This is a genomic window from Streptosporangium sp. NBC_01755, assembly GCF_035917995.1.
GTDB lineage: Bacteria > Actinomycetota > Actinomycetes > Streptosporangiales > Streptosporangiaceae > Streptosporangium.
Genome location: NZ_CP109131.1, coordinates 2,109,776 through 2,131,262, shown reverse-complemented (window position 1 = coordinate 2,131,262; position 21,487 = coordinate 2,109,776). Strand labels below are relative to the sequence as shown.

General features: G+C 66.4%; 16 protein-coding genes. 5 read left to right on the top strand and 11 right to left on the bottom strand.

Features of this window, described 5'->3' with window-relative positions:
* Nucleotides 1-26: 26 nt before the first annotated feature.
* The 3 genes from OG884_RS09635 to OG884_RS09625 all read right to left on the bottom strand — a co-directional run bounded on the left by OG884_RS09635 (nt 27) and on the right by OG884_RS09625 (nt 1,680).
* The gene (locus OG884_RS09635) at nt 27-647 is read right to left on the bottom strand and encodes a hypothetical protein (RefSeq protein ID WP_326644231.1); all 621 of its coding nucleotides are present in this window, start codon (nt 645-647) and stop codon (nt 27-29) included.
* A gap of 66 nt (nt 648-713) precedes the next feature.
* A complete protein-coding gene (locus OG884_RS09630) occupies nt 714-1,283 on the bottom strand; it encodes an ATP-binding protein (protein ID WP_326644229.1) in 570 nt (189 codons plus the stop codon).
* Nucleotides 1,240-1,680: a hypothetical protein gene (locus OG884_RS09625; protein ID WP_326644227.1), complete on the bottom strand. Its 441-nt coding sequence runs from the start codon at nt 1,678-1,680 to the stop codon at nt 1,240-1,242. Before OG884_RS09625 ends, OG884_RS09630 begins: the two co-directional genes overlap by 44 nt.
* 176 nt (nt 1,681-1,856) lie before the next feature.
* Between OG884_RS09625 and OG884_RS09620 the strand changes: the two genes are divergently transcribed.
* The 4 genes from OG884_RS09620 to tnpC all read left to right on the top strand — a co-directional run bounded on the left by OG884_RS09620 (nt 1,857) and on the right by tnpC (nt 5,764).
* Nucleotides 1,857-3,206 (top strand): helix-turn-helix domain-containing protein, encoded by a 1,350-nt coding sequence (locus tag OG884_RS09620; protein ID WP_326644225.1) that lies wholly within the window; start codon nt 1,857-1,859, stop codon nt 3,204-3,206.
* 36 nt (nt 3,207-3,242) lie between these two features.
* Nucleotides 3,243-3,455 (top strand): DUF397 domain-containing protein, encoded by a 213-nt coding sequence (locus tag OG884_RS09615; protein WP_326644224.1) that lies wholly within the window; start codon nt 3,243-3,245, stop codon nt 3,453-3,455.
* Nucleotides 3,456-3,497: 42 nt separating this feature from the next.
* Nucleotides 3,498-3,689 carry a hypothetical protein gene (locus OG884_RS09610; protein WP_326644222.1) on the top strand — a complete coding sequence of 64 codons (192 nt, stop codon included), beginning with the start codon at nt 3,498-3,500 and terminating at the stop codon, nt 3,687-3,689.
* 725 nt (nt 3,690-4,414) lie between these two features.
* A complete protein-coding gene (gene tnpC / locus OG884_RS09605; RefSeq protein ID WP_326646887.1) occupies nt 4,415-5,764 on the top strand; it encodes an IS66 family transposase in 1,350 nt (449 codons plus the stop codon).
* 334 nt (nt 5,765-6,098) lie between these two features.
* Here tnpC and OG884_RS37450 read toward each other — a convergent pair whose 3' ends face one another.
* From OG884_RS37450 to OG884_RS09595, 3 genes are read right to left on the bottom strand one after another with little or no spacing between them, the layout of a single operon-like run.
* Nucleotides 6,099-6,674: a DUF4240 domain-containing protein gene (locus OG884_RS37450; RefSeq protein ID WP_442811659.1), complete on the bottom strand. Its 576-nt coding sequence runs from the start codon at nt 6,672-6,674 to the stop codon at nt 6,099-6,101.
* Nucleotides 6,675-6,697: 23 nt separating this feature from the next.
* Nucleotides 6,698-13,783, bottom strand: coding sequence for a polymorphic toxin-type HINT domain-containing protein (locus tag OG884_RS09600; RefSeq protein WP_326644220.1), 7,086 nt, complete (start codon nt 13,781-13,783; stop codon nt 6,698-6,700).
* On the bottom strand, nt 13,753-14,790 hold the full coding sequence (locus OG884_RS09595; RefSeq protein ID WP_326644218.1) for a hypothetical protein: 1,038 nt from the start codon (nt 14,788-14,790) through the stop codon (nt 13,753-13,755). Before OG884_RS09595 ends, OG884_RS09600 begins: the two co-directional genes overlap by 31 nt.
* 584 nt (nt 14,791-15,374) lie before the next feature.
* Here OG884_RS09595 and OG884_RS09590 point away from each other — a divergent pair.
* Nucleotides 15,375-15,845, top strand: coding sequence for a flavin reductase family protein (locus tag OG884_RS09590; RefSeq protein WP_326644216.1), 471 nt, complete (start codon nt 15,375-15,377; stop codon nt 15,843-15,845).
* Between the two features lie 82 nt (nt 15,846-15,927).
* On the opposite strand, the gene sppA is transcribed toward OG884_RS09590, so the two are convergent.
* The 5 genes from sppA to OG884_RS09565 all read right to left on the bottom strand — a co-directional run bounded on the left by sppA (nt 15,928) and on the right by OG884_RS09565 (nt 21,322).
* On the bottom strand, nt 15,928-17,628 hold the full coding sequence (sppA, locus tag OG884_RS09585; protein WP_326644214.1) for a signal peptide peptidase SppA: 1,701 nt from the start codon (nt 17,626-17,628) through the stop codon (nt 15,928-15,930).
* 121 nt (nt 17,629-17,749) lie between these two features.
* Entirely contained in the window at nt 17,750-19,543 is a 1,794-nt protein-coding gene (locus OG884_RS09580; RefSeq protein ID WP_326644212.1) for a S8 family peptidase, read from the bottom strand.
* Nucleotides 19,544-20,100: 557 nt separating this feature from the next.
* Nucleotides 20,101-20,379 (bottom strand): glycosyl hydrolase family 18 protein, encoded by a 279-nt coding sequence (locus tag OG884_RS09575; protein WP_326644210.1) that lies wholly within the window; start codon nt 20,377-20,379, stop codon nt 20,101-20,103.
* Nucleotides 20,327-20,941, bottom strand: a complete 615-nt coding sequence (locus OG884_RS09570) for a cellulose binding domain-containing protein (protein ID WP_326644208.1) — start codon at nt 20,939-20,941, stop codon at nt 20,327-20,329. Before OG884_RS09570 ends, OG884_RS09575 begins: the two co-directional genes overlap by 53 nt.
* Nucleotides 20,942-21,151: 210 nt before the next feature.
* On the bottom strand, nt 21,152-21,322 hold the full coding sequence (locus OG884_RS09565; RefSeq protein WP_326644206.1) for a VOC family protein: 171 nt from the start codon (nt 21,320-21,322) through the stop codon (nt 21,152-21,154).
* Nucleotides 21,323-21,487: the final 165 nt, after the last annotated feature.

Genomic DNA, 21,487 nt, shown 5'->3' with positions numbered 1-21,487 from the left:
GCTCCCCCTCGCTCAGGTGAACGGCTCTACCCGTTGGAGTCCGACCAGTAGTGCGCCGAGCGGACGGAGGCGGAGACGATGGCCGTGCCGTCGAGTTCGACGGTCGTCAGCTCGACGCCGCCCAGCGGCCACTCCACGGCGAACTCGAAGTTCTCGGCCGGGGGCAACGGCCACAGCCACAGCCCGAAGCTGTTGAATCCGAACTCGCCGCCGCGCATGCCGCTGCCCATCGGAAGCCAGGACAGCAGAGGCCCGGCCGGCGGATCGCCGGAGGCGCTCTTTGGGCTTCGTGCCCATTCGAGGGTGGTGACCTTCGTGCCGTCGGCGAACCGCACGCCCAGCCGCAACAGCGAGTCCGGTCGGCTGCCGCGCCCGAACGCCTGGGCGATCGGGGCCCCGGCCAGCTGCACGTACCACCAGTCCTCGGCGGACAGGTCACCCTGCTTGGACACGACCTCCACATCCAGCATGCAGCCGGTGCTGAAGACCCGGATCGTCGGCAGGAGCACCACGACGTTCGCACTCCGGGCCACCACCCGCTCGACCGCGAGCACCGCTCCGATCTCCTGCGAGGGCGGCGCGGACCATGGCGGGAGCTCAGGTCGGGCGATGGGTTCCTGTTCCGTCGGTACGGGATCGAAGAACATCACTTCACGCTCCTTAAAACCGCCAATGCTGACAGGCGTCTTGTCGGTCCGATCTTTTGTCACCGCTCATTCGGCCAGGCCGAATGAGCCGAGTTCGAACCAGATGACGGTTCCGGTGAAGTCGCGGTGAAATCCCCAGCGGGTGGCGAGGTCGTTGACGAGCATGAGTCCTCGGCCGCCGGTGGCGTTCAGGCCGGGCTTCCTCGTACAGGGGACCTCCGAGACGCCGGGGTCCTGGACGGTGATCAGTACGCCGTGGGGGAGGAAGGCCACTGTGACGACGAACTCCCGGGGCCGGGCGACCGGTTCCGCGTCGCGCGGTCCGGTGTCGGCCGGTCGGGCATCGAGCGGTCCGCTGGAGTGCTCGACGGCGTTGGTGGCGAGTTCGCTGGTGAGGAGTACGGCGTCGTCGCGGAGCGGGTGGTCGTCGCCGAGGAGTTCGGCGACGAAGACGCGTGCGGGTCTGACCTGGTCGGGGGTGGCCGCGAACCGTTGGGAGATGACGGGCGTGTGGCCCAGAGGCGCTGACCAGCCGGGGATTCGGCCCAGGTGCGGTGACCGCATGGCGCTGTCGGCTGGTGTACGGAAGCGGTCAGCGAGTACGCCGACGAGTGCGGACAGCAGGCGCGTTGCCATCTCGGTCACCTCCCGTGCTCGCGATCCCGTTGTGCTCGGGATTCCCGGCGACCTTGACGTCCGTGCTGCCCCCGGGGTGCGGGGCTTCTTTCGTTGAGAGGGGGCGGTTGGGCTGGTCGGGGGCGAGGTGGGGGTGGAAGTTCTCGATGTGCTGCATCTGGGCGGCCAGTTCGGCGGGGGTGTCGGCCTCGATCAGGCCGATGCGCTGCCTGCACCAGACGGGGGAGAGCGCCCACCAGTGTCCGGTGGCCTTGCCGTACCAGAGGCACCACCCGGTAAACCGCAACGCCAGCGCACGCGGCGCCCGGTCGTATCCGTCGTCCCGCGACGTGTGTTGCGGAAGCTCGGCGGCCTGGCACGGATCCATGGTGATCACCAGTGGGGGGTCGCCCGGCATATCTTCTCCCAGTGAGATTGAGTAACTCTGTGTAATTTCCTTTCAAGAGAAGCGCAGGTGAGTGACGATGAAAGGAGCCTCGTGGGGGCCTGCGCCGAGGGGCCGCCTTGAAGGCCAGATCAGTCGCGAGGGGGCCGCTTCCTGGCCTACAGATGGTGAGCGAAAGGAGCCAGGGCGTGGAGGGTCTGACGATTGAGGAACTGATCAAGCAGTCCCGGCAGGCCAAGGGCCTTACGCAGGCGAGCCTCGCCGACCGGCTCGCCCGGGTGTCCGGACAGTCCACGATCACTCGTAACGAGGTCTCCCGCTGGGAACGCGGCAGGCGGTTGCCCTTGGCCTGGCTGCCGTGGTTAAGCATCGTGCTGGACCTCCCGCTGGCCGTGCTGGACCAGGCGGTCGTGCTGTCCCGTGCCAAGCGATTGGGCGTCACCCCGCCGAGCATGAACGGCGATCGCCTGACGCTGTTCAGTGACGGCTGGACGCGAGAGAGCAACAAGGCGATGGCCGCCGGGCTGGTCGCCGAGAGCGAGGCCATGTCGGAGGAGTCCGCGCTTCGCGTCGCCCACGAGTGGCTGATCGTGGAGCCGCCGCAGCTCCATGAGATCCGGTCAGGACGTCGTATCGGTCATTCACTGATCGACAAGATCGAGACCCGGGTCGACCATTTGCGGCACCTCGATGACTACGTGGGCGGCACGGACCTGCACGCGCTCGTCTCCCAGGAGTTGGAGGCCACCGCCACGGTCGCCAGGGAGGCCGCCTACAGCGAGGACGTGGGCCGCCGACTCCTGAAGGCTGTGGGAGAGCTCTGCCAGCTCGCGGGATGGGTGACCTCTGACGCTGGACTGTACGGTCGCGCTCGGACTTACTACGTCAAAGGCATCCAAGCCGCGCATGTCGCCGGAGATGGGCCGACGGCGGCCAATCTGCTGTCCTCGTTGAGCTATCAGATGGCCAACGTGGGTGATCCCCGAGAGGCGGCCATGATGGCCCGTACGGCGGTCAAGGGCGCCGAGCGATCAAGCACCCCGCTCACCCGTGCCCTGCTGCTGGAACGAGTGGCCTGGGCGCACGCCAAGGCGGGTGACTCGGCGATCACCGAACGGGCGCTTGGCGAGGTTGATCAGGTGTTCGAGCAACACCAAGAGGGCGATGAGGACCCGAAGTGGGTCTACTGGCTGGACCGGGGCGAGGTCGACGTGATGGCCGGCCGGTGCTTCACCGAACTCGGCCGCCCGCTCAAGGCAGAACCGTTCCTCACCCAGGGCATCGACAGCTACGACGCCACGCGCGCGCGGGAAATCTCCCTCTACCTGAGCTGGCTCGCCGATGCCTACGCCCAGGCCCGCGAGATCGAGCAGGCCACAGCGGCAGCCTCGAAGTCGTTGAACCTGGCGGTCAAGGTCAACTCAGCCCGCGTCACCGACCGCATAGAGCTCATCCGCTCCCGCCTCCGCCCTTTCGCGGACACCGCAGCGGTCCGAAGATTCGAGGACCTTTACCAATCAACGATAGAAGCGGTCTGAAGCCGACAGCATGACTCCGACGTAGAGGCGACAACCGTGGATCAAATCTCCCCTGAGCTCACTTGGCACAAGAGCAGTAAAAGTGCTCAACAGGACAACTGTATAGAGGCGGCAGATCTTCCAGGTGGAGGCCGCGCCATACGAGACAGTAAGGACCCGAATGGGCCTGTGCTGTGTTTCGCGAGCAGCGAGTGGCGGTCATTCATCCGCGGTATCAAAAGCGGAGGATTCGACAACCTGGGCTGCTGACTAACGGCCTAATTAACTTCCTTCCAAACACGGCGTGCGGACGTGCTCAATGGCTACCGCGGTATCATCACCGCGACCCACCCCGACCGCTCGGTGAGCGTGCAGTGGCGCCGCCCGGGCGCAGACGGCCCGGCCCTGATCGTCGAACGGGGGTGGATCGACCGTAACGGCAGCAGCATGAAGCAGAGCGTCTGGGTGCCCTGCACCTCGTGCGCTGGGACGGGACGGCAATGACCGACCCGATCACCTGACCCGAATGCGAGGGAGAAGGAGGCCGGCGTCTGAGCCGCCTGCGTATCGCCTGTCCGTTATGCCACGGCCGGGGCTGGGTCGGCGTCGAGCACGAGCCCGCCGAATCCCCCTACGGCCCGCCAAGCCGCCACCGGCCTGGGAGCACCGCACCTGGTCGGACTCCGCGGTCGCCGCCTTCCTGGGATCGAAGACGGTGGCTCATCTGGACAAGACCACCCGCACGCTGGTGATGGCGCCCTGCCGATGCCGGACACCGGGAGACCGCTCAGGGGGTGCGTAGACCCCTTGTCGTACGTCCAGCGCTGGCAAAGAGAGATATAGCCCGAAGCTGGACGTGGATTTCACCCGACTCCGGGAGCAGGACCTGATCGCCGAGGGCTTCTGCCTGATCGCCTGAACTGCTGCTCCCTCGGGGGCCGACGGCGGCCAACCTCCCGGCCTGGCGTCGACGGTATCAGGTCAGTCACATAAGAGGCCTTGAGGTTGTACAGCGCGTGCTCCTGGTGGTAAGCATTCAACAGGTTCAAGATCGAGTACGAGGTGAAAGCGGTCTGCTGGCCGTGGGATGATCTTCGGGTGCAGGCTGGGGATGGGCGTCCGTCGTATGACGAGCTTGCCGCCCTGGTCGTGGAGCAGGCGCGGCTCATCGCCGACTTGCGAGCCGAGAACGAGCGGTTAACGGCTCGGGTGGCCGAGCTGGAACGAGGCTGGGCCGCAACTCGGGCAACTCCTCGCTGCCGCCCTCGGCCGACACGTTCACCCGGCCGGAGAAGAAGCCGGTGCCCAAGAGCGGACGGCGACGCGGCGGCCAGCCGGGATCATCCGGTGGCGGGTTGGCGCTGATCGAATGCCCGGACACGGTGGATGATCACCTGCCCGTGCGGTGCGATGGATGCGGGTCCGGGCTGAGCCTGGCCGACAGCACGGGCTTCGAACGCCGCCAGGTGTGGGACATTCCCCTGGTCACGGCGACCGTCACCGAGCACCGGGCACACAGATGCCGATGCGCGTGCGGCACGACGAGCAGGGCGGCGATGCCGGAGCAGGTGCCCGGCGCGCCCGTCTCCTACGGGCCGCACCTGCGAGCGTTGGCGGTCTACTTGCTGGTCTTCCAGCACATCCCGGTCCAACGCTGTGCTCAGCTGATCGCCGATGTAACCGGCGCGAACGTCTCGACCGGATGGGTGTCGAGCGTGCTGGGCCAGGCAGCCACCTTGGTGGCCGACAGTCTGAAACTGATCCGGGCGCTGCTGACGCTGGGGCACGTGCTGCACGCCGATGAGACCACTACCCGAATCGGCAGCGGCCGCAGGTGGCTGCATGTGGCCTGTACCGAAAGGCTGACCCTGCTCAAGCTGGGGCCACGCTCCCGGCAGGGTGCCAACGCGCTGGGCGTGCTGCCCGACTTTCGCGGTGTGGTGGTCCACGACTGCCTCGCTCTGTATGACGGATACCCCGATGCCCGGCACCAGCTCTGCGGTGCCCACCTGGTGCGGGAGTTGACGGCCGCGGCCGAGGATCACCCTGCCCAGCGCTGGCCGGTGCAAGTCCGCTGGGCCCTGGCGGAGTTGAACAAGCAGGCCAGGAAAGCGCGCGAGCAGGGCTTGAGCGACATCCCGCCGGAGCGCGCGCTGGTCTACCTGGAGTCCTTCCATCAAGGGGTCGCCGTCGGGCTGTCCCTGCACCCACGAGCACCAGGTCGTAAACAGAGCCCGACCCGCAACTTGCTGGAGCGCCTGCGCGACCGCGGCACCGACGTGCTGCGCTTCGCCGACCTGCCCGGCCTGGTGCCCTTCACCAACAACACCGGCGAACGCGCGCTCCGCCCGGTCAAGACCCAGGTGAAGATCTCCGGCTGCCACCAGTCCGAGACCGGCGCCGCCGCCTGGCTGACCGTCCGCTCCTACCTCGACTCGGCCCGCAAGCATGGATTGAGCGCCTTCGACGCCATCCGCCGGCCTTCACCGGCGACCTCTGGATGCCCCCGATCGCTCTGGCCGACTGACCAGCCAGCATCACACAACGTCACAGCCCTGATGAATGCTTACTCCTGGTGAGCTTGCGACGGGTACCTGTCCAGCTCATCGGCCACCGTAAGAGGTCTCGGTAGTAATTGGCGAAAATTTAACGGATATCGCTAATCAGCGTCGACGTGGAGCACTCGGGCAAGGTCAGCGGCATACTCACTCCGGCCGCCGTATTTACCAACTGACACATTAGAGCAGCTCGGGGGCGCATTCGTTGGATTTTACGCAATTGCTACCGGGGTCCCTAAATGAATTAATAGGTTCTCGCCGGTCGAAATCGATGAAGCTTTTCATGTTATAGTGCTGACTGAAATTTGATTCGCTATTAATTCTGCTTAACGAACGCGAGGCCGATATGGAGATTCTATTGTATCTCCATCGAGAACAGTCGTGTTAGCAGTGGAAAGCGTCGCCCTATCTCGCCTTTATTGCTAAAGTTCCATCGTTGCCCTGGGGGAACTTCATCGGGCCTCTCTTCAAGTTCCTCCGGGAACTTTATTTGAGCCGCACGCTTCGGGGGGAACTTATTCACGATATGATCAAATGCCTGTTCGGCGGCATACATAAGCTCTTCCATTTGCGGGAAGTCGCTATCGGCTCTAGAGCCGACCCTCTTTCCAGAAAGGTTGATTATTTTTGAGTGATTAGCCAGTGTGTCTGGATTATTTACGGCACGGGAGAACACTTCATTACCTTGCGCAATTATCCAGAGTCGGAAGTAGCAGAACTCGTCTTGGGAGCACGAACCTCCGTGTATCATTGTAGCCGCCCCCCACAGATCCCAGGTTAGGGCAACGCGTGCGACCCGAAGCATGGAACAATGGAACTCTACTATTCGCGGGATAGGTAGCCGAGCTAGCTCAGATGCTAGCACCTGAGCCATGCTCTCATCTGTGCTTTGACTTCGAACTCTCTTAATAAGAGCCCAGAACTTATCCATTTGCTCTTGTGTCATGATTCCATCTAATCACAGGCACCTCTACGGACGTCATCGAGGGCTCCCTCCCATGACATGTCCGTCGAAATGACACCTGCATGATCCTCGAGATTAAAAGGTCCTGGAACACGTTTCGTAAGATAACGCTCTGCGGCGAGCGCTTCCTCCTTCGTGTCGTAATTATTTATGATCTGCATGCGCATTCGATTTCGAATGTAATCCTTTGCTGGATATCTCGAATAATTTGGGTTGTTGTTTGTGTGGATTCCCCATTTTAGGATTTCGTTATTATGTGTATCCCACAGAACGTACAGTGCTGTCTGTCCCCTATCGGGGCGGGGGCCATCAACAAAATCCCAGGGGCTTGGCCGCCTATCATTGTGGACCAGGATGGCTTGGTCGCCTGCGAGGACATGATAGGTGTGCAAGCCATCGACGGTGAGGTTGTGGACGCGTTGGGGGGCGGTCCACTTCTTGATGGCGGTGAGTAGGACGTAGGTGCCGGCGCTGGTTCGTAGGAGCATGCCGGGCTGGAGTTCGCCGGCCTTGACCCACTTGCGGAGGTCGGGGACCCAGAACGGGTGGCCATCTGTGGCGATCAATGTTCCGGATTTGCCGGTCGTTCTGTCCGGAGTGACGGTGATGCGGACGAGGTGTTTTTCACCGTCGCCGGTGATCAGGTGGCTGACGCGCCTGGCGGCGGTCAGTCCTGTTGCCGCGTCGGCGGCTACCACCCAGTCGCCTACCTTGATGTCTTCGATCGGCTTGGTGGTGCCGTCGGCCATCAGGACCTTGGTGCCCGGGACGAAGCTGTTGAAGCCGGAGGGTGAGCAGGACACCGGCGGGGGTGGCGGGGCGTCGGGGTACCGGTCGGGATCGATGCCGGTATCGGGGACGGGGAAGTTACGTGGGCGAGCTGTGCCGTTACCTAGATCGTTGCCGGAACTGGGCACACATCCGGACACCGAAGTGGAGAACAAAAAGCCGATGGATTCGCTGCAAGCGTCTCTTCCGCAGTTTCCTGGATTCCAGTCCTCGCATGAAATTCCCCCGCCGGCACCGCCGCCGGTAGCGCCATTGATTTCAATGCCGACATGGCCGCCATAACTTCTGCAAGGTCCCAGAGTGCATAGGTATTGTTGCCACTCGCGCGGAGTTCGGCCTGATCCCGGACCGCGATCTTCTGTTCCGTTGTTCGGATCGTTTTTGAATTCCTTACTGTTCGGATCAAAGTCGGGTTTGTACGGCTCAGGCTTCTTAGGGGTCGGGGGTTTTTGGGAATTCGGGGGTTTTGGTGTGGAGTTGGTAGATTTGCAAGTCGTGCAGGGTCCGGAACTGCCACCGGTTGTGGTGGTTTGTTTGACTCGTGTAAGGGGAGGTCTTGTTGGCCTCGGAGGATTCCAGGGCCTAGTGTTGGGCTGGAGCTTTGTATTTGTATTGTTGAGTGTTAGCGGCTTTCCGTTTATCGAATAGTAAACTATGCCGCCGATAAACATATACTGTCCGACTCTTTTGGCAAGCCCTCGGCCTATTGCCCCCATAACTTTAGAGCCGAGGGAAGATTTGGGAGGTGACTTAGTAGCAGGCCTGGGAGGCGAGTAAGTTCCTCTCCCTCCGCTAGTATCCATAGCGTTCCAATGGCCCGAAGGGTCACTATTAACCATCGGATTACCGTTGCCATAGGTGTAACGATTGGCCTGAATTGATGGTTGAGGGTCAAGTGTCCAGTCGTCGCGGGAGGTGAAGGCGCCGGTGCCGGGCTGGTACCAGCGGGCGTGCATGTTCACCTTGCCGGTGTCCGGGTCGGTGTACTCGCCCTGGTAGCCGAGGGCGCGCTGGGTGCCGGCGCGGTGGGTGACCTCGCCGAAGGGGTCGTAGGCGGTCGAGTCGACCAGGGCGGTGCCGGAGAAGGTGGCGACCAGGTCGTCGTGCAGGTCGGTCATGGTCCCGAGAGCGGCTGTGCCCCCTTCCTGGAGGCTGAGCAGGCCGCCGAAGGGGTCGCGGCCGTACTTGGCCAGGGTGGTGTTGGCGCCGTCGGCGACGGTGGTGATGTCGTTTTCCAGGCCGGAATAGACGAAGCGTCGCTGATCGGCACCCTTGGTACGCGAGGTCATCCGCCCCAGGGCGTCGTAGCCGTAGGTGGCGTCGCCGTCGGAGATGAGGCGGTCGAAGGCGTCGAAGGTGAGGTCGCGGGTGACGCCGGCTTTGGTCTCGGTGGCGGTGGTGCCGCGCGGGGTGTAGGTGTAGTCGGTGCCGCCGCCGGAGATGAGCCGGTTGCGCTCGTCATAGGTGAAGGTCTTGGCGCCGGCTGTGGTGCGGTTGCCCGAGTCGTCCCACGTGTAGGCGGTGACGGCGCCGCCGGGGGCGGTCCAGGAGGTGAGGCGTCCGGCGTGGTCGTAGTCGTAGGTGTTGGTGCCCGCTCCCGCGGTGCCGGTGGTGGTCTTGGTGGTGAGATTGTCGTCCTTGTCCCACCCATAGACGATCTTCGACAGCTCGGTGCCGGAGCTGTTCTTCAGGCTGTGGGAGGTAAGGCGGTCGACGGTGTCGTAGACGTAGCTCTGGGTGTTGACCGGGCTCGCAGAAGTCTTGCTGGTGAGTCGGTCGGCGTTGTCGTAGCCGTAGGTCCAGGTCCGCCCGGTGACCGGGTCGCTCGCGGTCTTGAGCCGGTCGGCGTTGTCCCAGGTGTAGTTCGCCGTCCCCGCCGGGTCGACGCGCTGGGTAGGGTTGCCCACGGCGTCGTAGGTGTAGGTGGCGACCTGGTTGGTGGCCTTGGAGACCTTGGTCAGCAGGCTGCGGTCGTTGTATTCGAGGGTGTAGTCACCGATCGCGGTGATGCGGCCTGCGGCGTCGTAGGTGAAGTTTCGCGTCGGGGTGGTCACCGAGGCACCGCTGCCGCTCTGTTCGATCACCTGGCCCAGGGGGTCGAAGGTGCGGTCGATGCGTACTCCGCCGGGCTGCAGGGTGGCGACGGTGTTGCCGGAGGCGTCGTAGACGTTGGTCCAGGTCCGGTCGGCGGCATTGGGGTGGGCGGCGGTGGATGGTTCGATGATTGACTCGGCTAGGCCGAGGGTGTTGTAGCCGGTCCAGGTCGCGTTGCCTCGGCCGTCGGTGGTGCGGGTGCGCGCGCCGGTGGCGTCGTAGCCGAACGTCGTCGTGATCGACGTGCCGGTGGTGACCGGCTCGATGAGCGAGGTCATCTGGTCCGTGGCATCGAAGGTGCGACGGGTGACGTGCCCTTCGGCGGAGGTGGTACTGGTCGGGTTGCTGGCCAGGTCGTAACCGAAGCCGAAGGTGCGAATGGTGGTCCCGGTGCTGTTGAGGTCCTTGGCGGCGATCTGTCGTCCGGCCAGGTCATATTCAGCCTCGGTGGCGTTGCCCAGCGGGTCGGTCACTTTGGCGGTTCGGCCAAGGAAGTCGTAGGCGACGGTGGAGGTGTGGATGAGCGGGTCGGTCACGGCTGTGACCTGTCCGGCGGCGTTGACCGTGTAGTCAGTGGTCTTGGGGCCGGGGGCGACGCTTTTGGTGAGGTTGCCCGCGGTGTCGTAGGTCAGCCTGGTGGTATGCGCCGCAGTGGTGGGGGTGCGCTCGACCTGCGTGCTGGTGATCTTTCGGCCCAGATCGTCGTAGGTGGCCTCGACGCGCGCACCGGTGGGGTCGATGACCGCGAGCTGCTCACCCAGCAGGTCGTACTCCGCCAGCCAGACGCCACCCGGTCCGGAAGGGCCGGGGTCGGTCACCTTGGCCGGGCGTCCCAGCGCGTCGTAGACGGTGGAGGTGACGTAATTGCGTGGGTCGGTCACCGTGGTCTGGCGGCCCGCCGCGTCGTAGCCGAAGCTGACCTTGGGGATGACGGCGCTGCCACCCGGCGGGGTGTAGGACGGGGCGATCGTTGAGGTGAGGCGTCCGGCCTTGTCGAAAGTCGAGGTGATCGTACGGCCTTCGGCGTCGACCGTGTGGGTCGCCAGCCCGGCACTGTTGTAGCCGTACTTCAGCGTGGGCCGCCCGTCGGCGGCGGACCCGTTCTTTTCGATCTTCACTTGCGGGGCCTTCGACTCCACCAGTTGACCGGCGAGGTCGTAGCGCATCGTGGTGGTGAAGTCGGCGGCGGTGGCGCCGGAGGCGTTGCCGCGCGGGTCGACGGTCGCGGTCAGTAGACCGCGGTCGTCATAGGTGCTGGTGGAGACCAGGTCGTCGGCGCCGTTCTCCACGGTCTGCCGGGTCACCAGGTTCAGCGCGTTGTAGACGTAAACCGTGGACTCGGTCCGGGTGGTGCCCGCGCCGGTGAAGGTCTGCTTGGTGACGTTTCCGACCGCGTCGTACTCGAAAGCGGTCTTGCGCCCGAGGCCGGCCGGGTCGAACGTGGTGGAGGTGACACGGCCGGCGGCGTCGTAGATGTAGTCGGTGGTCGCCTTCCCGCCGCCGGTGACCTGCTTGGTGAGATTACCGGCCGCGTCGTAGGTGTTGGCCTCCAGTACCACGTCGGCCGGGGTGGTGGAGCCGTTCAACCTGACGTCGTCACCGATCACCTGCGACAGGCGGTTGTCGGTGAAGTAGGTGTAGGCCCTCTTGCGGCCCATCGCGTCGACCTGACCGGCCAGCCGCCCGGCGGGGTCGTAGGAGCGGGATTCCAGCACCACATCCTGTGGGGCCTGTGGGCTGACCGGGCTGCCGGTCCAGTTCTTGATTGTTGTAGAGGCCGGCTCGCCGCGCTTGGTGTAGGCGTAGGTGAGGACGGTGCCCAGGGGGTCGGTAGTCGAGGTCTGGGCGCCGGTGACGTCCCAGGCCGAGCGCACCACGCCGCCCTCCGGATCGGTGACCGTCTCCACCCGGCCCTTGGCGTCGTAGGTGTAGGTGGTCGTACGGGCGGGATCGCCACCGGTCAGGTCGGCCACGGTCTCGGTGAGTCTGTTGCCGTCGGCGTCGTAGGTCAGCGTGGTCTTTGCGGTGTGGGTGACGTCGGTGATCTCGTTCTTCACCCCGGGCTCGGTCCGGGTGAGCAGGCGCCCGAGGTTGTCGTAGGTGAACGTCGTGGTGACCCCGCTGGGGTGGGCCTCCGACACCTGGGTGCTGGAGGTCACCCGGCCCAGCGCGTCGTAGGCGAGCTGGGTCTTCAGCCCCGAGGGGCTGGTCTGCTCGGCCAGGTCACCGGCGGCGGTGTAGCGGTAGGTCGTCTCGTTGTCCTTGGAATCCTTGGCCGACTTGCGCAGGCCCGCCGGGGTGGTGCCGCCGCCGACGGCGGGTTCGGTGCCGTCGGTGTAGGTGAAGGTCGCCGAGCGGCCACTGGGGAAGTCCGAGGTGGCCGGGGTCGTCACCTTCGCCACGTCACCAAGAGTGGTGTACTCGGTCGTGGCGGCGTAGGTGTTGTCGGTGGCGCCGGCCGAGCGGGCGTCGCGGCTGATGGTCACCTGGTCGTTGCGCGGATCGAACTCGTCGGCGGTGTTGTGGTAGAACGTCTGGCGGCCGGTCTGGCAGCTTCCTGTTGCCCGGCAGGTCTTGACGGCGGTGACGTTGCCGCGGGCGTCGTTGACCTGCTCGGTGACGACGCCGTTGGGATCGGTGACCTTTGTGGGGAAGCCGCCGGTGTCGTACTCGTAGGCGGTGATCTTACCGAGCTGGTCGGTCCGGCTGACCAGGCGGTTACCGCGCCAGGCGTCGTAGGCGTAGCCGAGGGTGTTGTTGTTGGGGTCGGTCACGGTGACCGTCGAGGTGCCGGTGCTCCAGGTATGGGCGGGAGCGCCGAGATTCCAGGTGCCGCCGTGCTGGTCGACGTGGGTGGTGATGCGTTCGCTGCCGGTGTCGTAGGTGTTGGTCGCCCACACCCGCCCGGACGGCAGCTCGATCTTCGTCAGCTTGTGCGGGGCCTCGGCGCGCGCCGCATGGTGCAAAGCCACCTCGGCCGCGGTAAGCGGCTTACCGTAGACGGCGACCTCGTCGACCAGTCCCTTGAACGGGAACTCCTGGGAGCCGGTCCCGGTCGGCAGCCCTGGAGCCGATCCCTGAGTGACGATCCCGTTGCCGACCGCGGCGTACGGGCGCCAGGGGTTGGCCGAGCCGGTCATCGTGCCGATCTGCGTACCGTCCAGATACAGCACCTGGGCATCCCCGGCGACCGTCAGCACCACGTGGTGCCAGGCGTTGTCGTTGACCGCGGCGGTGGAGGCCATGGGGGAGCTGACCATTTTGAACGCACCGCGCAGCTTTCCGTCTGTGCCGACATACAGCATCGGACCCTGCGGCACGGAGCCGTAAGCATCTGTGGCGGCCATCAGCACGCCCGACTGGGTGGTCTTGAACCACAGCTCTATCGACACCTGATCGCCCAGATGCGCCAGAGCATACTGAGGCAGATCCACCCTGGAGGTGCTGAACTCCACCGCCGTATCCGGAGTGCCCGCCAGCGCGCCGGGCTTGGCGTAGGCCGCGATCTGGCTGTACTCGGCGCTGCCCGCGCCCGAGCCTAGGTCCTCGGCCTCCCACCCGGAGGTCTCGCCCAGCCGCCAGTACCCGTACGGTTCGGCGTCCTGGACGATGCCGCGGTACTGTGAGCCGCTGTCGTAGGTGTAGCGGGTGCAGTTGGGCGCCGCGATGGGGGCACATACCGCGGTCAGCTTGTCGCCCTCGTAGTGGTAGGTCCAAGTGATCGCGGAGCCGTCCACCGGGTCGCTGGAGACGCTGGTGACGTGCGCGCCCGTCCAGGCGAACGTCAACGACCGGCCGCCGGTCGCGGTGACCTCCTCCAGCTTGCCGCCGGTGCCGTAGACGAGGTCCTGGGTGCGTCCGCGTCCGTCGGTGACCTTGGTCAACCGGCCTTGGGCGTCGAACAGGTAGGAGGTGGAGGATTTGTCCATCAGCCGCCAGCCGCCGCCGGTCACCTCCGCCAGGGTGGCGTACATGCCCGGCGGCGGCTGGTAGCTGCCGTCGCCGTTGGCCGCGAAGCGCACCTGGCGCCCGTCGGGGTAGGTCACCAGCACCGAGACCAGCGACCCGCGCACCTCGGGGATGAGCTTCATGTCCCAGCGGGTCGACCAGCCGGCACCGAAGAGCCCGTCGGTGCGCGGGTCCATGCTGTTGTAGGAACGCGTCACCGACAGCGGCGGCCCGGCCGTGGCCACCGACAGGTCCGTGGCCGCGGTGGTGTAGTTGCCCGGCAGCTGGTGGAACTCCTGGCCGTTGACCCCCGCGCGGCCAGTTGCGAGCCGATCACAGGCTGGCGCACCCCGGTGGTGAAGGTCCTCACAGACGACGTCGTCTTCAGGCCGTTGGAGGTGTCGGTGACGGTGACGTTCCACCAGTACTGCTTGCTCCAGGCCAGCTTGCCGGCCGGGACCTTCCACGCGCCCGACCAGTAGTTGTTCACCACCGCGGAGGTGGTGCACCCGGTCGTCATCGCCGCGTTCTCACACACCTTGAAGGTGAAGCCCATCAGCGTGACCGAGGAGGTGTCGTTGCTGCGCCCCTCACCCCGCAACGTTGGCGTCCGTGACTCCATCAGCATCCCGTCGTACGGGTACACGACATTGGCCGTCGGATTCTGGTGGAAGGAACAGGTCCCCACCTTGAACCAGGAATGGGTGGCCAGTGGAGGCGGCGTGCCGACCGGTGCGCTGAACCCGATGATCTGCCACAGATCCGTGCTGTAGTCGACCACATTCTGGTAGCTGTAGCTCGCGGTCGAACTCCACGTCGGATAGTCGTCACACCAGCCGTCCGACGCCGCCAGCATGACACTGGCCGTAGCATTCGTGCTCTGCGCCTTCCGCGCCGCCGCCGCGGAAGAACCGGCCTTGTCCGCTGCTTCGGCGGCATCCCCGATGGAGCGCTCCTCGATCGGCAGTGCCCCCTTACGCTGCCGGGGATCCCGCTCGGACCCTTTGGGCGGCTTCACCTTCACCGCCGTCGCGGTCGCCGCGGAATCGACCAGCGACGCAAGCCCCGCCGCGGAGCCGGTCATTTGGTCAGGCGTATCCGGGGCGCCCTGGAATAACGCGACCGATTGTGTCGTAGCACTTACCGGAAGCGCTTGGAACAGCAGCAGGCCTGGGGCCACGACCGTGGTGACGGCCACTGCCACCCAGGTACGCACGCCTGCGGAAAACGTCCACGACAAACTCCGGCGCATACGCCGTCATCCTCCGAACACGTCAGCGCGAGAACGAGCGTCCCCGCGTTACCCCAGCCCGTCATGGAAACCGGACGAGACCGGAGCTGACGGTTCAGAGTGCATCAGGTGCAAGCAAACGATCAAAAAGTACATATAGATCACTTAAGTCCGCAAGATCTACATAAGGAACAAATAAAGAGCGCGATGGTCAGGTTTGGGGAGGTGGGATATCGAACACGTGAGTGAGATATGACGCATAGTCGTGGAGTGATGAGATAAAAACGACGATGCAGAGGAAAGGTGTGATCACCTTCGGTCGTCTCGCGCGGTTCGCCTGGGAGCGGTTTTCTTAAAAGCCCAGTTCACGCCTGGTGAGGGGCGGCGGCATACATGAGAAACAATGGCGAAAGCCATGTTTTCGGGCATCCGCTAATGATGAGGACATCGCATCACCGGCGACGGGCGTGGCGGGAAGATTGTGACCGGATACGGTCAAGATCGACATCGCCTGGTGCCGTCACGGTCCTGCCCGGCAAAAATCTGAGACGGCGGCCTTGCCGGGCGGTGGCGGAGCATCTGCCCGGCTCCGGGATGATTGCCGCATGAACGAGTTCGTCGAGTCCATGGCCCAGGTGGTGACCGGGGTGACGGTCGTCACGGTGAAGGACGAGCGGGATGACGTGGGGACGACGGTCGCCACGCTCACCTCGATCTCGCTGGATCCGCCGCTGGTGATGGTGAGCCTGGACAACGCCGGATACCTCAACGAGTTGCTGCTCCGGCACGACCGCTGGGCCGCCAGCGTGCTGTCGGCCGGGCAGAAGGCGATCGCCAGCCGGTTTGCGACCGCGGGCCGTCCCGGTGCCAGGTTGCTGCTCGCGGGCACGCCGCATCACCGGGGCGAGCTGAGCGGGGCCCTCATCGTGGACGGCGGCGTCACCGCGCTGGAGGCCGAGACGGTCAAGGTCGTCCCGGCCGGGGATCACACGCTCTTCATCGCCAGGGTCCTCGGGATCGACTACGTCGACACGTCCGTTCCGCCGCTGTCGCGTTACCGGAGCCGCTACCGCTGACCTGGTGGGTCGCCGCTCGTCCTTTTCGTACGGGCAAGAGAGCCGCCCCGTCCGAACGGGGCGGCTCTCTCGGTGAAGAAGGTCAGCGGATCGTCCACGAACCCGGCAGGATGAGCGGGCCGTACGAGGGCAGGCCCAGCTCGCCGGCGAGATGGGCGAGCGGGCCCCACGCCTCCACGCGGACTCGGGCCAGCGCGGCGGCCTTGTCCTCGCTGGACTCCGCGGGGCGCAGCCGCTCCAGTGGGTTGAGCCTGGGGTAGGCGCGCACCGGGGCGTCGACGGGCAGGCCGGCCTTCCTGCGGGCCACGGCCAGGGCGTCCTCCAGGCCGCCGAGCTCGTCGACGAGTCCGTTCTCCAGGGCGTCGGCCCCGGTCCAGACCCGGCCCTTGGCCAGCTCGTGGGCGCGCTCGCGGGTCAGGCCGCGACCCTCGGCGACCTTGTTCACGAAGTCGTCGTAGACCCGGTCGAGCCAGGCGTTGATCCGCGCCCACTGCGCCTCGGAGAAGGCGTTCGTGGGGGAGAACATCCCGGAGTTGGCACCTTCGCCGACGATCTCCGAGGTGACGCCGATCTTCTCCAGCAGGCCGCCGATGACCGCCTTGCCGCCGAACACGCCGATGGAGCCGGTGAGCGTGCCCGGCTGGGCCACGATGACGTCGGCGGCCATCGAGACCATGTATCCGCCGGAGGCGGCCAGGTCGCCCATCGAGATCACGATGGGTTTGCCGGCCTTGCGGGTGAGTACGACCTCGCGCCAGATGGCGTCGGAGGCCACGTACGAGCCGCCGGGGCTGTCGACCCGGAAGACGACCGCCTTGACGCTGTCGTCGCGGCGGGCGGCGCGCAGTGCGGCGCAGATGGTGTCGGAGCCCATCGCGCCACCACCGCCCATCGGGCTGCGGCCGCTGCGGCCGAGCCGGATCGCGCCGTTGCCGCGGACCAGCGCGACGGCCTGCTCGCCCGGGTGCGGGAGCTTCTTCGCGGTCAGCGCCTTGGCGTAGCGGCCGACGTACAGCAGCAGCGCGTTGTCGCCGACGGCCTGCTTGACCTCGTCGTAGACCTCGTCGCGGTAGGCCATCCGGTCGACGAGCCCGGCGTCGACGGCCTCGGAGCCGATGAACGGGCCCTGGTCGATCAGCTCGCGTACCCTGGCGGGCTCCAGCGCGCGCCCCTCGGCGACGCCCGCCACGACCTGCTCGGTGACCGACTCGGTGATGCGGCCCATCGACTCGCGGTGGGCGTCGGTCATGTGGTCATGGGTGAAGGCGTTGGCGGCCGTCTTGTACTCGTGCCGCTGGCCGAGCTGGTACTCGACGCCGAGCTTGCCGAGCGCGCCCCGCAGGAAGCGCTGCTCCATCGCGATGCCGGTGAGCCCGACGTCGCCGGACGGCTGGAGGTAGACCCGCTCGAAGGCGCTGGCCAGGTAGTAGGGGACGGTGCCCCCGCTGAACTCGCCGAAGCTCTCGGCGAACGCGACGGTCAGCTTGCCCGAGGCCCGGAAGAGGGCGACGGCCTGGCGGAGCTCCTGGACGACCGCGAGCCCCGGTGACTGGGTGCCGATCTTGACGATCAGGGCCTTGACCCGGTCGTCCTTCCTGGCACGCTTGAGCCCGGCCAGTACGTCGGCCAGGCTCGTCTTGCGCATCGCGAGGATGGCGCCCAGCGGATCCGACGGGGGAGCGTCGGTCAGACCTTCGGTGAGGTCGAGTTCAAGGACCAGTGGAGCGGTACGCCGCTGCTTGAACCGGTCGACGGTATCGATGATCACCTTGGTCGCGTCCATGTCCTTCACCCTAAGCGACACATACCGGGCTTATGCGGATCGGTGGAGGTTCGCCGCTTTCCGGGCAAGCGATATGGCGGCCCTTCACCGGCGGTGCCGGGCTTGTGGGGTGTGGCGAGATTCACGCGGCCCGGCGGGCGTTCACCTTCTTCTTGAGCAGCGAGGTGGACGCGGCGGGAGAGGTGCCCTTCAGGCGTTGCTTCTCCACCGAGGTGAGGACCGTCTTCAGCGTCGCCGTCTCCTTGATCTTCGCGGTGAAGTTCACCCCGCCGTTCGCCCAGTTCAGCCAGGCGGCCAGCAGTTCGCTCTCCAGCTTGGCCTTCGACGTCTTCTTGGCCGGCTTGAGCACCTTGTACGCGGTGCCCAGGGTGGAGGCGCGGGTGACCTCGGAGAAGACCTTGCTTGCCTTGCTCACCAGGCCGAGGTAGCAGCCGAGCGTCGCGTCCGGGATCGTCCCCTTGCCCCGGCTGATCTCCGTCGCCCACTGCGCGGCGGTCAGCGTCTTCGCGGACTTGCCGCGCGTGCACACCGTGGGAGCCGTCGCCGGGGGAACGGTCACCGTCACGGTGACCGTCACCGTCGGCAGCGGGATCGGCGTCGGTACCGGGTCGGTCGGCGTGGGTGTGGGTGCGGGACCCGAACTCGGTTCCGGGCTGGGCTCCGTGCCGGTTTCCGGGTCGGGGTCGTCGGTGGGATCCTCGCCCGGGTCGTCGGAGGGAATCTCAGGGGCGGGGGGAGTGACGGGAGCACCGGGGGTGCCCCCGGCGATCGCGGCGTTCAAGTCGAGGCGGGGGGTGGTCACGCCGACGTAGACGACCGGCCGGCCCGCGGTCTTCAGCGCGGCCTCCAGCGTGTCCGGGGTACCCGGGGCCTTCTGGGCCATCAGCGCCAGGGCGCCGGTGATGAACGGGGTGGACATCGAGGTGCCGCTGTAGACCTGGTGGCCGCCGCCCGGCACCGCGGAGTCGATCTCAAGGCCGGGGGCGAAGAGGTCGAGCACGGAGCCGTGGTTGGACCAGTAGGGGATGTTGTCGTCGTCGCCCGTCGCGCCCACGGTCACCGCGCCGGAGAGGCAGCCGGGGGCCCCGGCACCGACCACGCCCTCGTTCCCGGCGGCGGCCACCACGGCCACGCCCCTGGCGCGAAGGTCGTCGATCCTGCTCTTCAACAACGCCACCTCGGGCTCGGCGTCGCAGGCACTCTCGTAGAGGCCGCCGCCGAGGCTGAGGTTCACCGCGGCGACGTTCCTGCCGCCCTCCTTGAGTTTCGCGACGTGCTCCAGGGCGAGCAGGATGGTGGACTCGAACGCGCTCAGGCAGGCTCCGCCCGCGTCGTCGCAGTCGTTGAACCTGCTGAAGACCTGGATCGCCACGATGTCCGCGTCGGGGGCGACGGCGTGGGCGATGCCCGCCACGTGGGTGCCGTGGTCGCAGAGATTGACCTGCCCGTGGACGCAGGCGGGGGTCTCGGCGTCGGCGGATCCGGGGTCGCTCGTCTGCCCGTTGGGGCACAGGGACTGCGCGCCCTCGTCCGTCGCGGAGAAGCAGGCCTGCTCCACGACCTTGCCCCCGAAGTCGGGGTGGTCGGCGTCGATCCCGGTGTCAATGATCGCGATCGTCTGGCCCGCCCCCTTGGTCCCGGCGGCGTGTGCCTTGTCCGCGCCGATCACCTGCAGGCTGGAGGCCAGTGAGCCCAACGAGCCCAGCGAACCCAGCGAGGCGGGGGAGTAGGTACGGTCGCGGCGGATGGACAGGACGCGCGGGTCCTCGGCCAGTTTGGCGAGCGACTCGCCGCTGCCCTCGACCACGATGAACGAGGTACCGGAGGGTTCGAGGACGACCTGGGCGTCGGGGAGTCGCTCCGCCTCCCCGGCGACCGGCGCCGCCTCCTCGGGGGCCGCCAGCTCAACGATCACCCGGGCCCCCTCGCTTTCCGAGGCGAGCCCCGCCTCCAGCTTCGGCTGGGCCTCGCCTTCACCAGGCGGGGCGCCTTCACCAGGCGGGGCGCCTTCACCAGGCGGGGCGCCTTCACCAGGCGGGGCGCCTTCACCAGGCTGGGTCCCGCCGTCACCGGGTGGGGTCCCGCCGTCACCAGGCTGGGTCCCGCTTTCACCGGGTGGGGTCCCGCCGTCACCAGGCTGGGCCTCGCCGTCGGCGGGAGGGGCCGGTACGTCGGCGGGCGTCTCCTGACCGCCGGTTTCATCCGGGGCGGGGGACGGACTCGCGGAGGCGCTTGGGGGAGCCGGAGAGTTCTCGGCGAGGGCGGGTACCGCAGGGGCGATGCTGAAAACCAGCGCCATGGCCACGAGGGCTCGAACTCGCACACGTCCTCCGGGGGATCAAACGGGCGTTTCGGAGTCTAAACAGCCGTATGCGCCGAGTGAATACTTTGCCCCGGATTTTGAGGATCTTCTCGGAAAAATGCTCGGCCCCCCGCGGCGTGACGCACACGGAGGGCCGAGTGATCGAAATATTACTTGAGTCCGTTGGACATCGCGGTAATGAGCTCACCGTTGGCGGTGTCGCCGCTGGTCTCCCAGAAGAACGCGCCGCCCAGACCCTGGTTCTTGGCGTAGGTCATCTTGCCGGTGATGGTGGCGGGGGTGTCGTAGCCCCACCACTGGCCGTTGCAGAAGCCGTAGGCGGTGCCGGCGACGGTGCCGGTGGCCGGGCACTTGGTCTTGAGGACCTTGTAGTCCTCAGCAGGAGTTGGCGAACGCGGTCGGGTTGGCCGCGGCCTGGGTGAAGCCACCGGACCAGGTCCAGCCACCGATGGAGAAGAGCACCTTGATGTTCGGGTACGCCTTCTTCAGCTTGCGGAGCTGGTTGAAGTCGACGGTCGGGGTCGGCGTGGGGGTGGGCGTGGGGGTGGGCGTGGGGTCGACGGTCGGAGTCGGGGTGGGCGTCGGGGCGGGGCCGCCGGTGCCGTCGCAGGTGGCGCCGTTCAGCGTGCAGTTGAGCACGCCGGACACCCCGCCGGGCGCGCCGTTGAAGCCGAAGCTCACCGAGGCGCCCGCCGCCAGCGCGCCGTTCCACGACTTGTTGACGAAGGTGTAGTGGTTCCCGCTCTTGGTCATGTCCGCGTCCCAGGCCGAGCTGATCGACTTGCCGGCGGGGAGGTCGAATTCGACCCGCCAACTCGTCAGTGCGCTCGTGCCGGCCTTGACGATGACCTTGCCCTCGAAGCCGGAGCCCCAGTCGGAGGCGGTCGAGTACGTCGCGGTTGCGGGTGTGGCGGCCGTCGCGGTGCCGATCCCCAGGGGAATCAGCAGCGCCGCCGCTGCGATGAAGGAGCCGATGGCAATTCGTCGCAAGGGTCGCTCCAGGTCAGAGAGTTCCAAGCTCCCGTACTAATAGGAAAGTTTCCTATTGATTTCAGGGCGTAGGTTCTCCTTTGCCGACGGTCAATGCCTCGTTCACGGATATAAGGCCGATTTAAGGTTTCGGGGAAGCGGGTGGTGAACAGGGGGCTGAGTCCGCGGCGGTCTTCTGGAGTGAGCCGCTCAGCCCCCTGCTGCTGGGGCTCACGCCAGGGTGGGAGGAGAGAACACCCCGAACAGGTTGCCGGCGGGGTCGCGTAGATAGGCGTTCGCAGGTCCATCGCCGGAGGCCGCTTGCTGGAGCACCACCGTGCCGCCGAGCCGTTCGACCGCCGCGCACACGGCCGCCACGTCGCGCACCGCGATCGAGAACACGGCGTGCCCCGAGGTTGCGCTGCCGACACCCAGGATGCCCCCGGCCGGTGCGCCGCCGTGCCCGGTGGTGAATCGCAGACATCGGCGAGGCTTCGGAAGCCGGGGGTTCGGCGGGGCCGGATGTTGAGCTCGGCTATCTTGCCGGTCGCGGCCGGAACTTCGGAA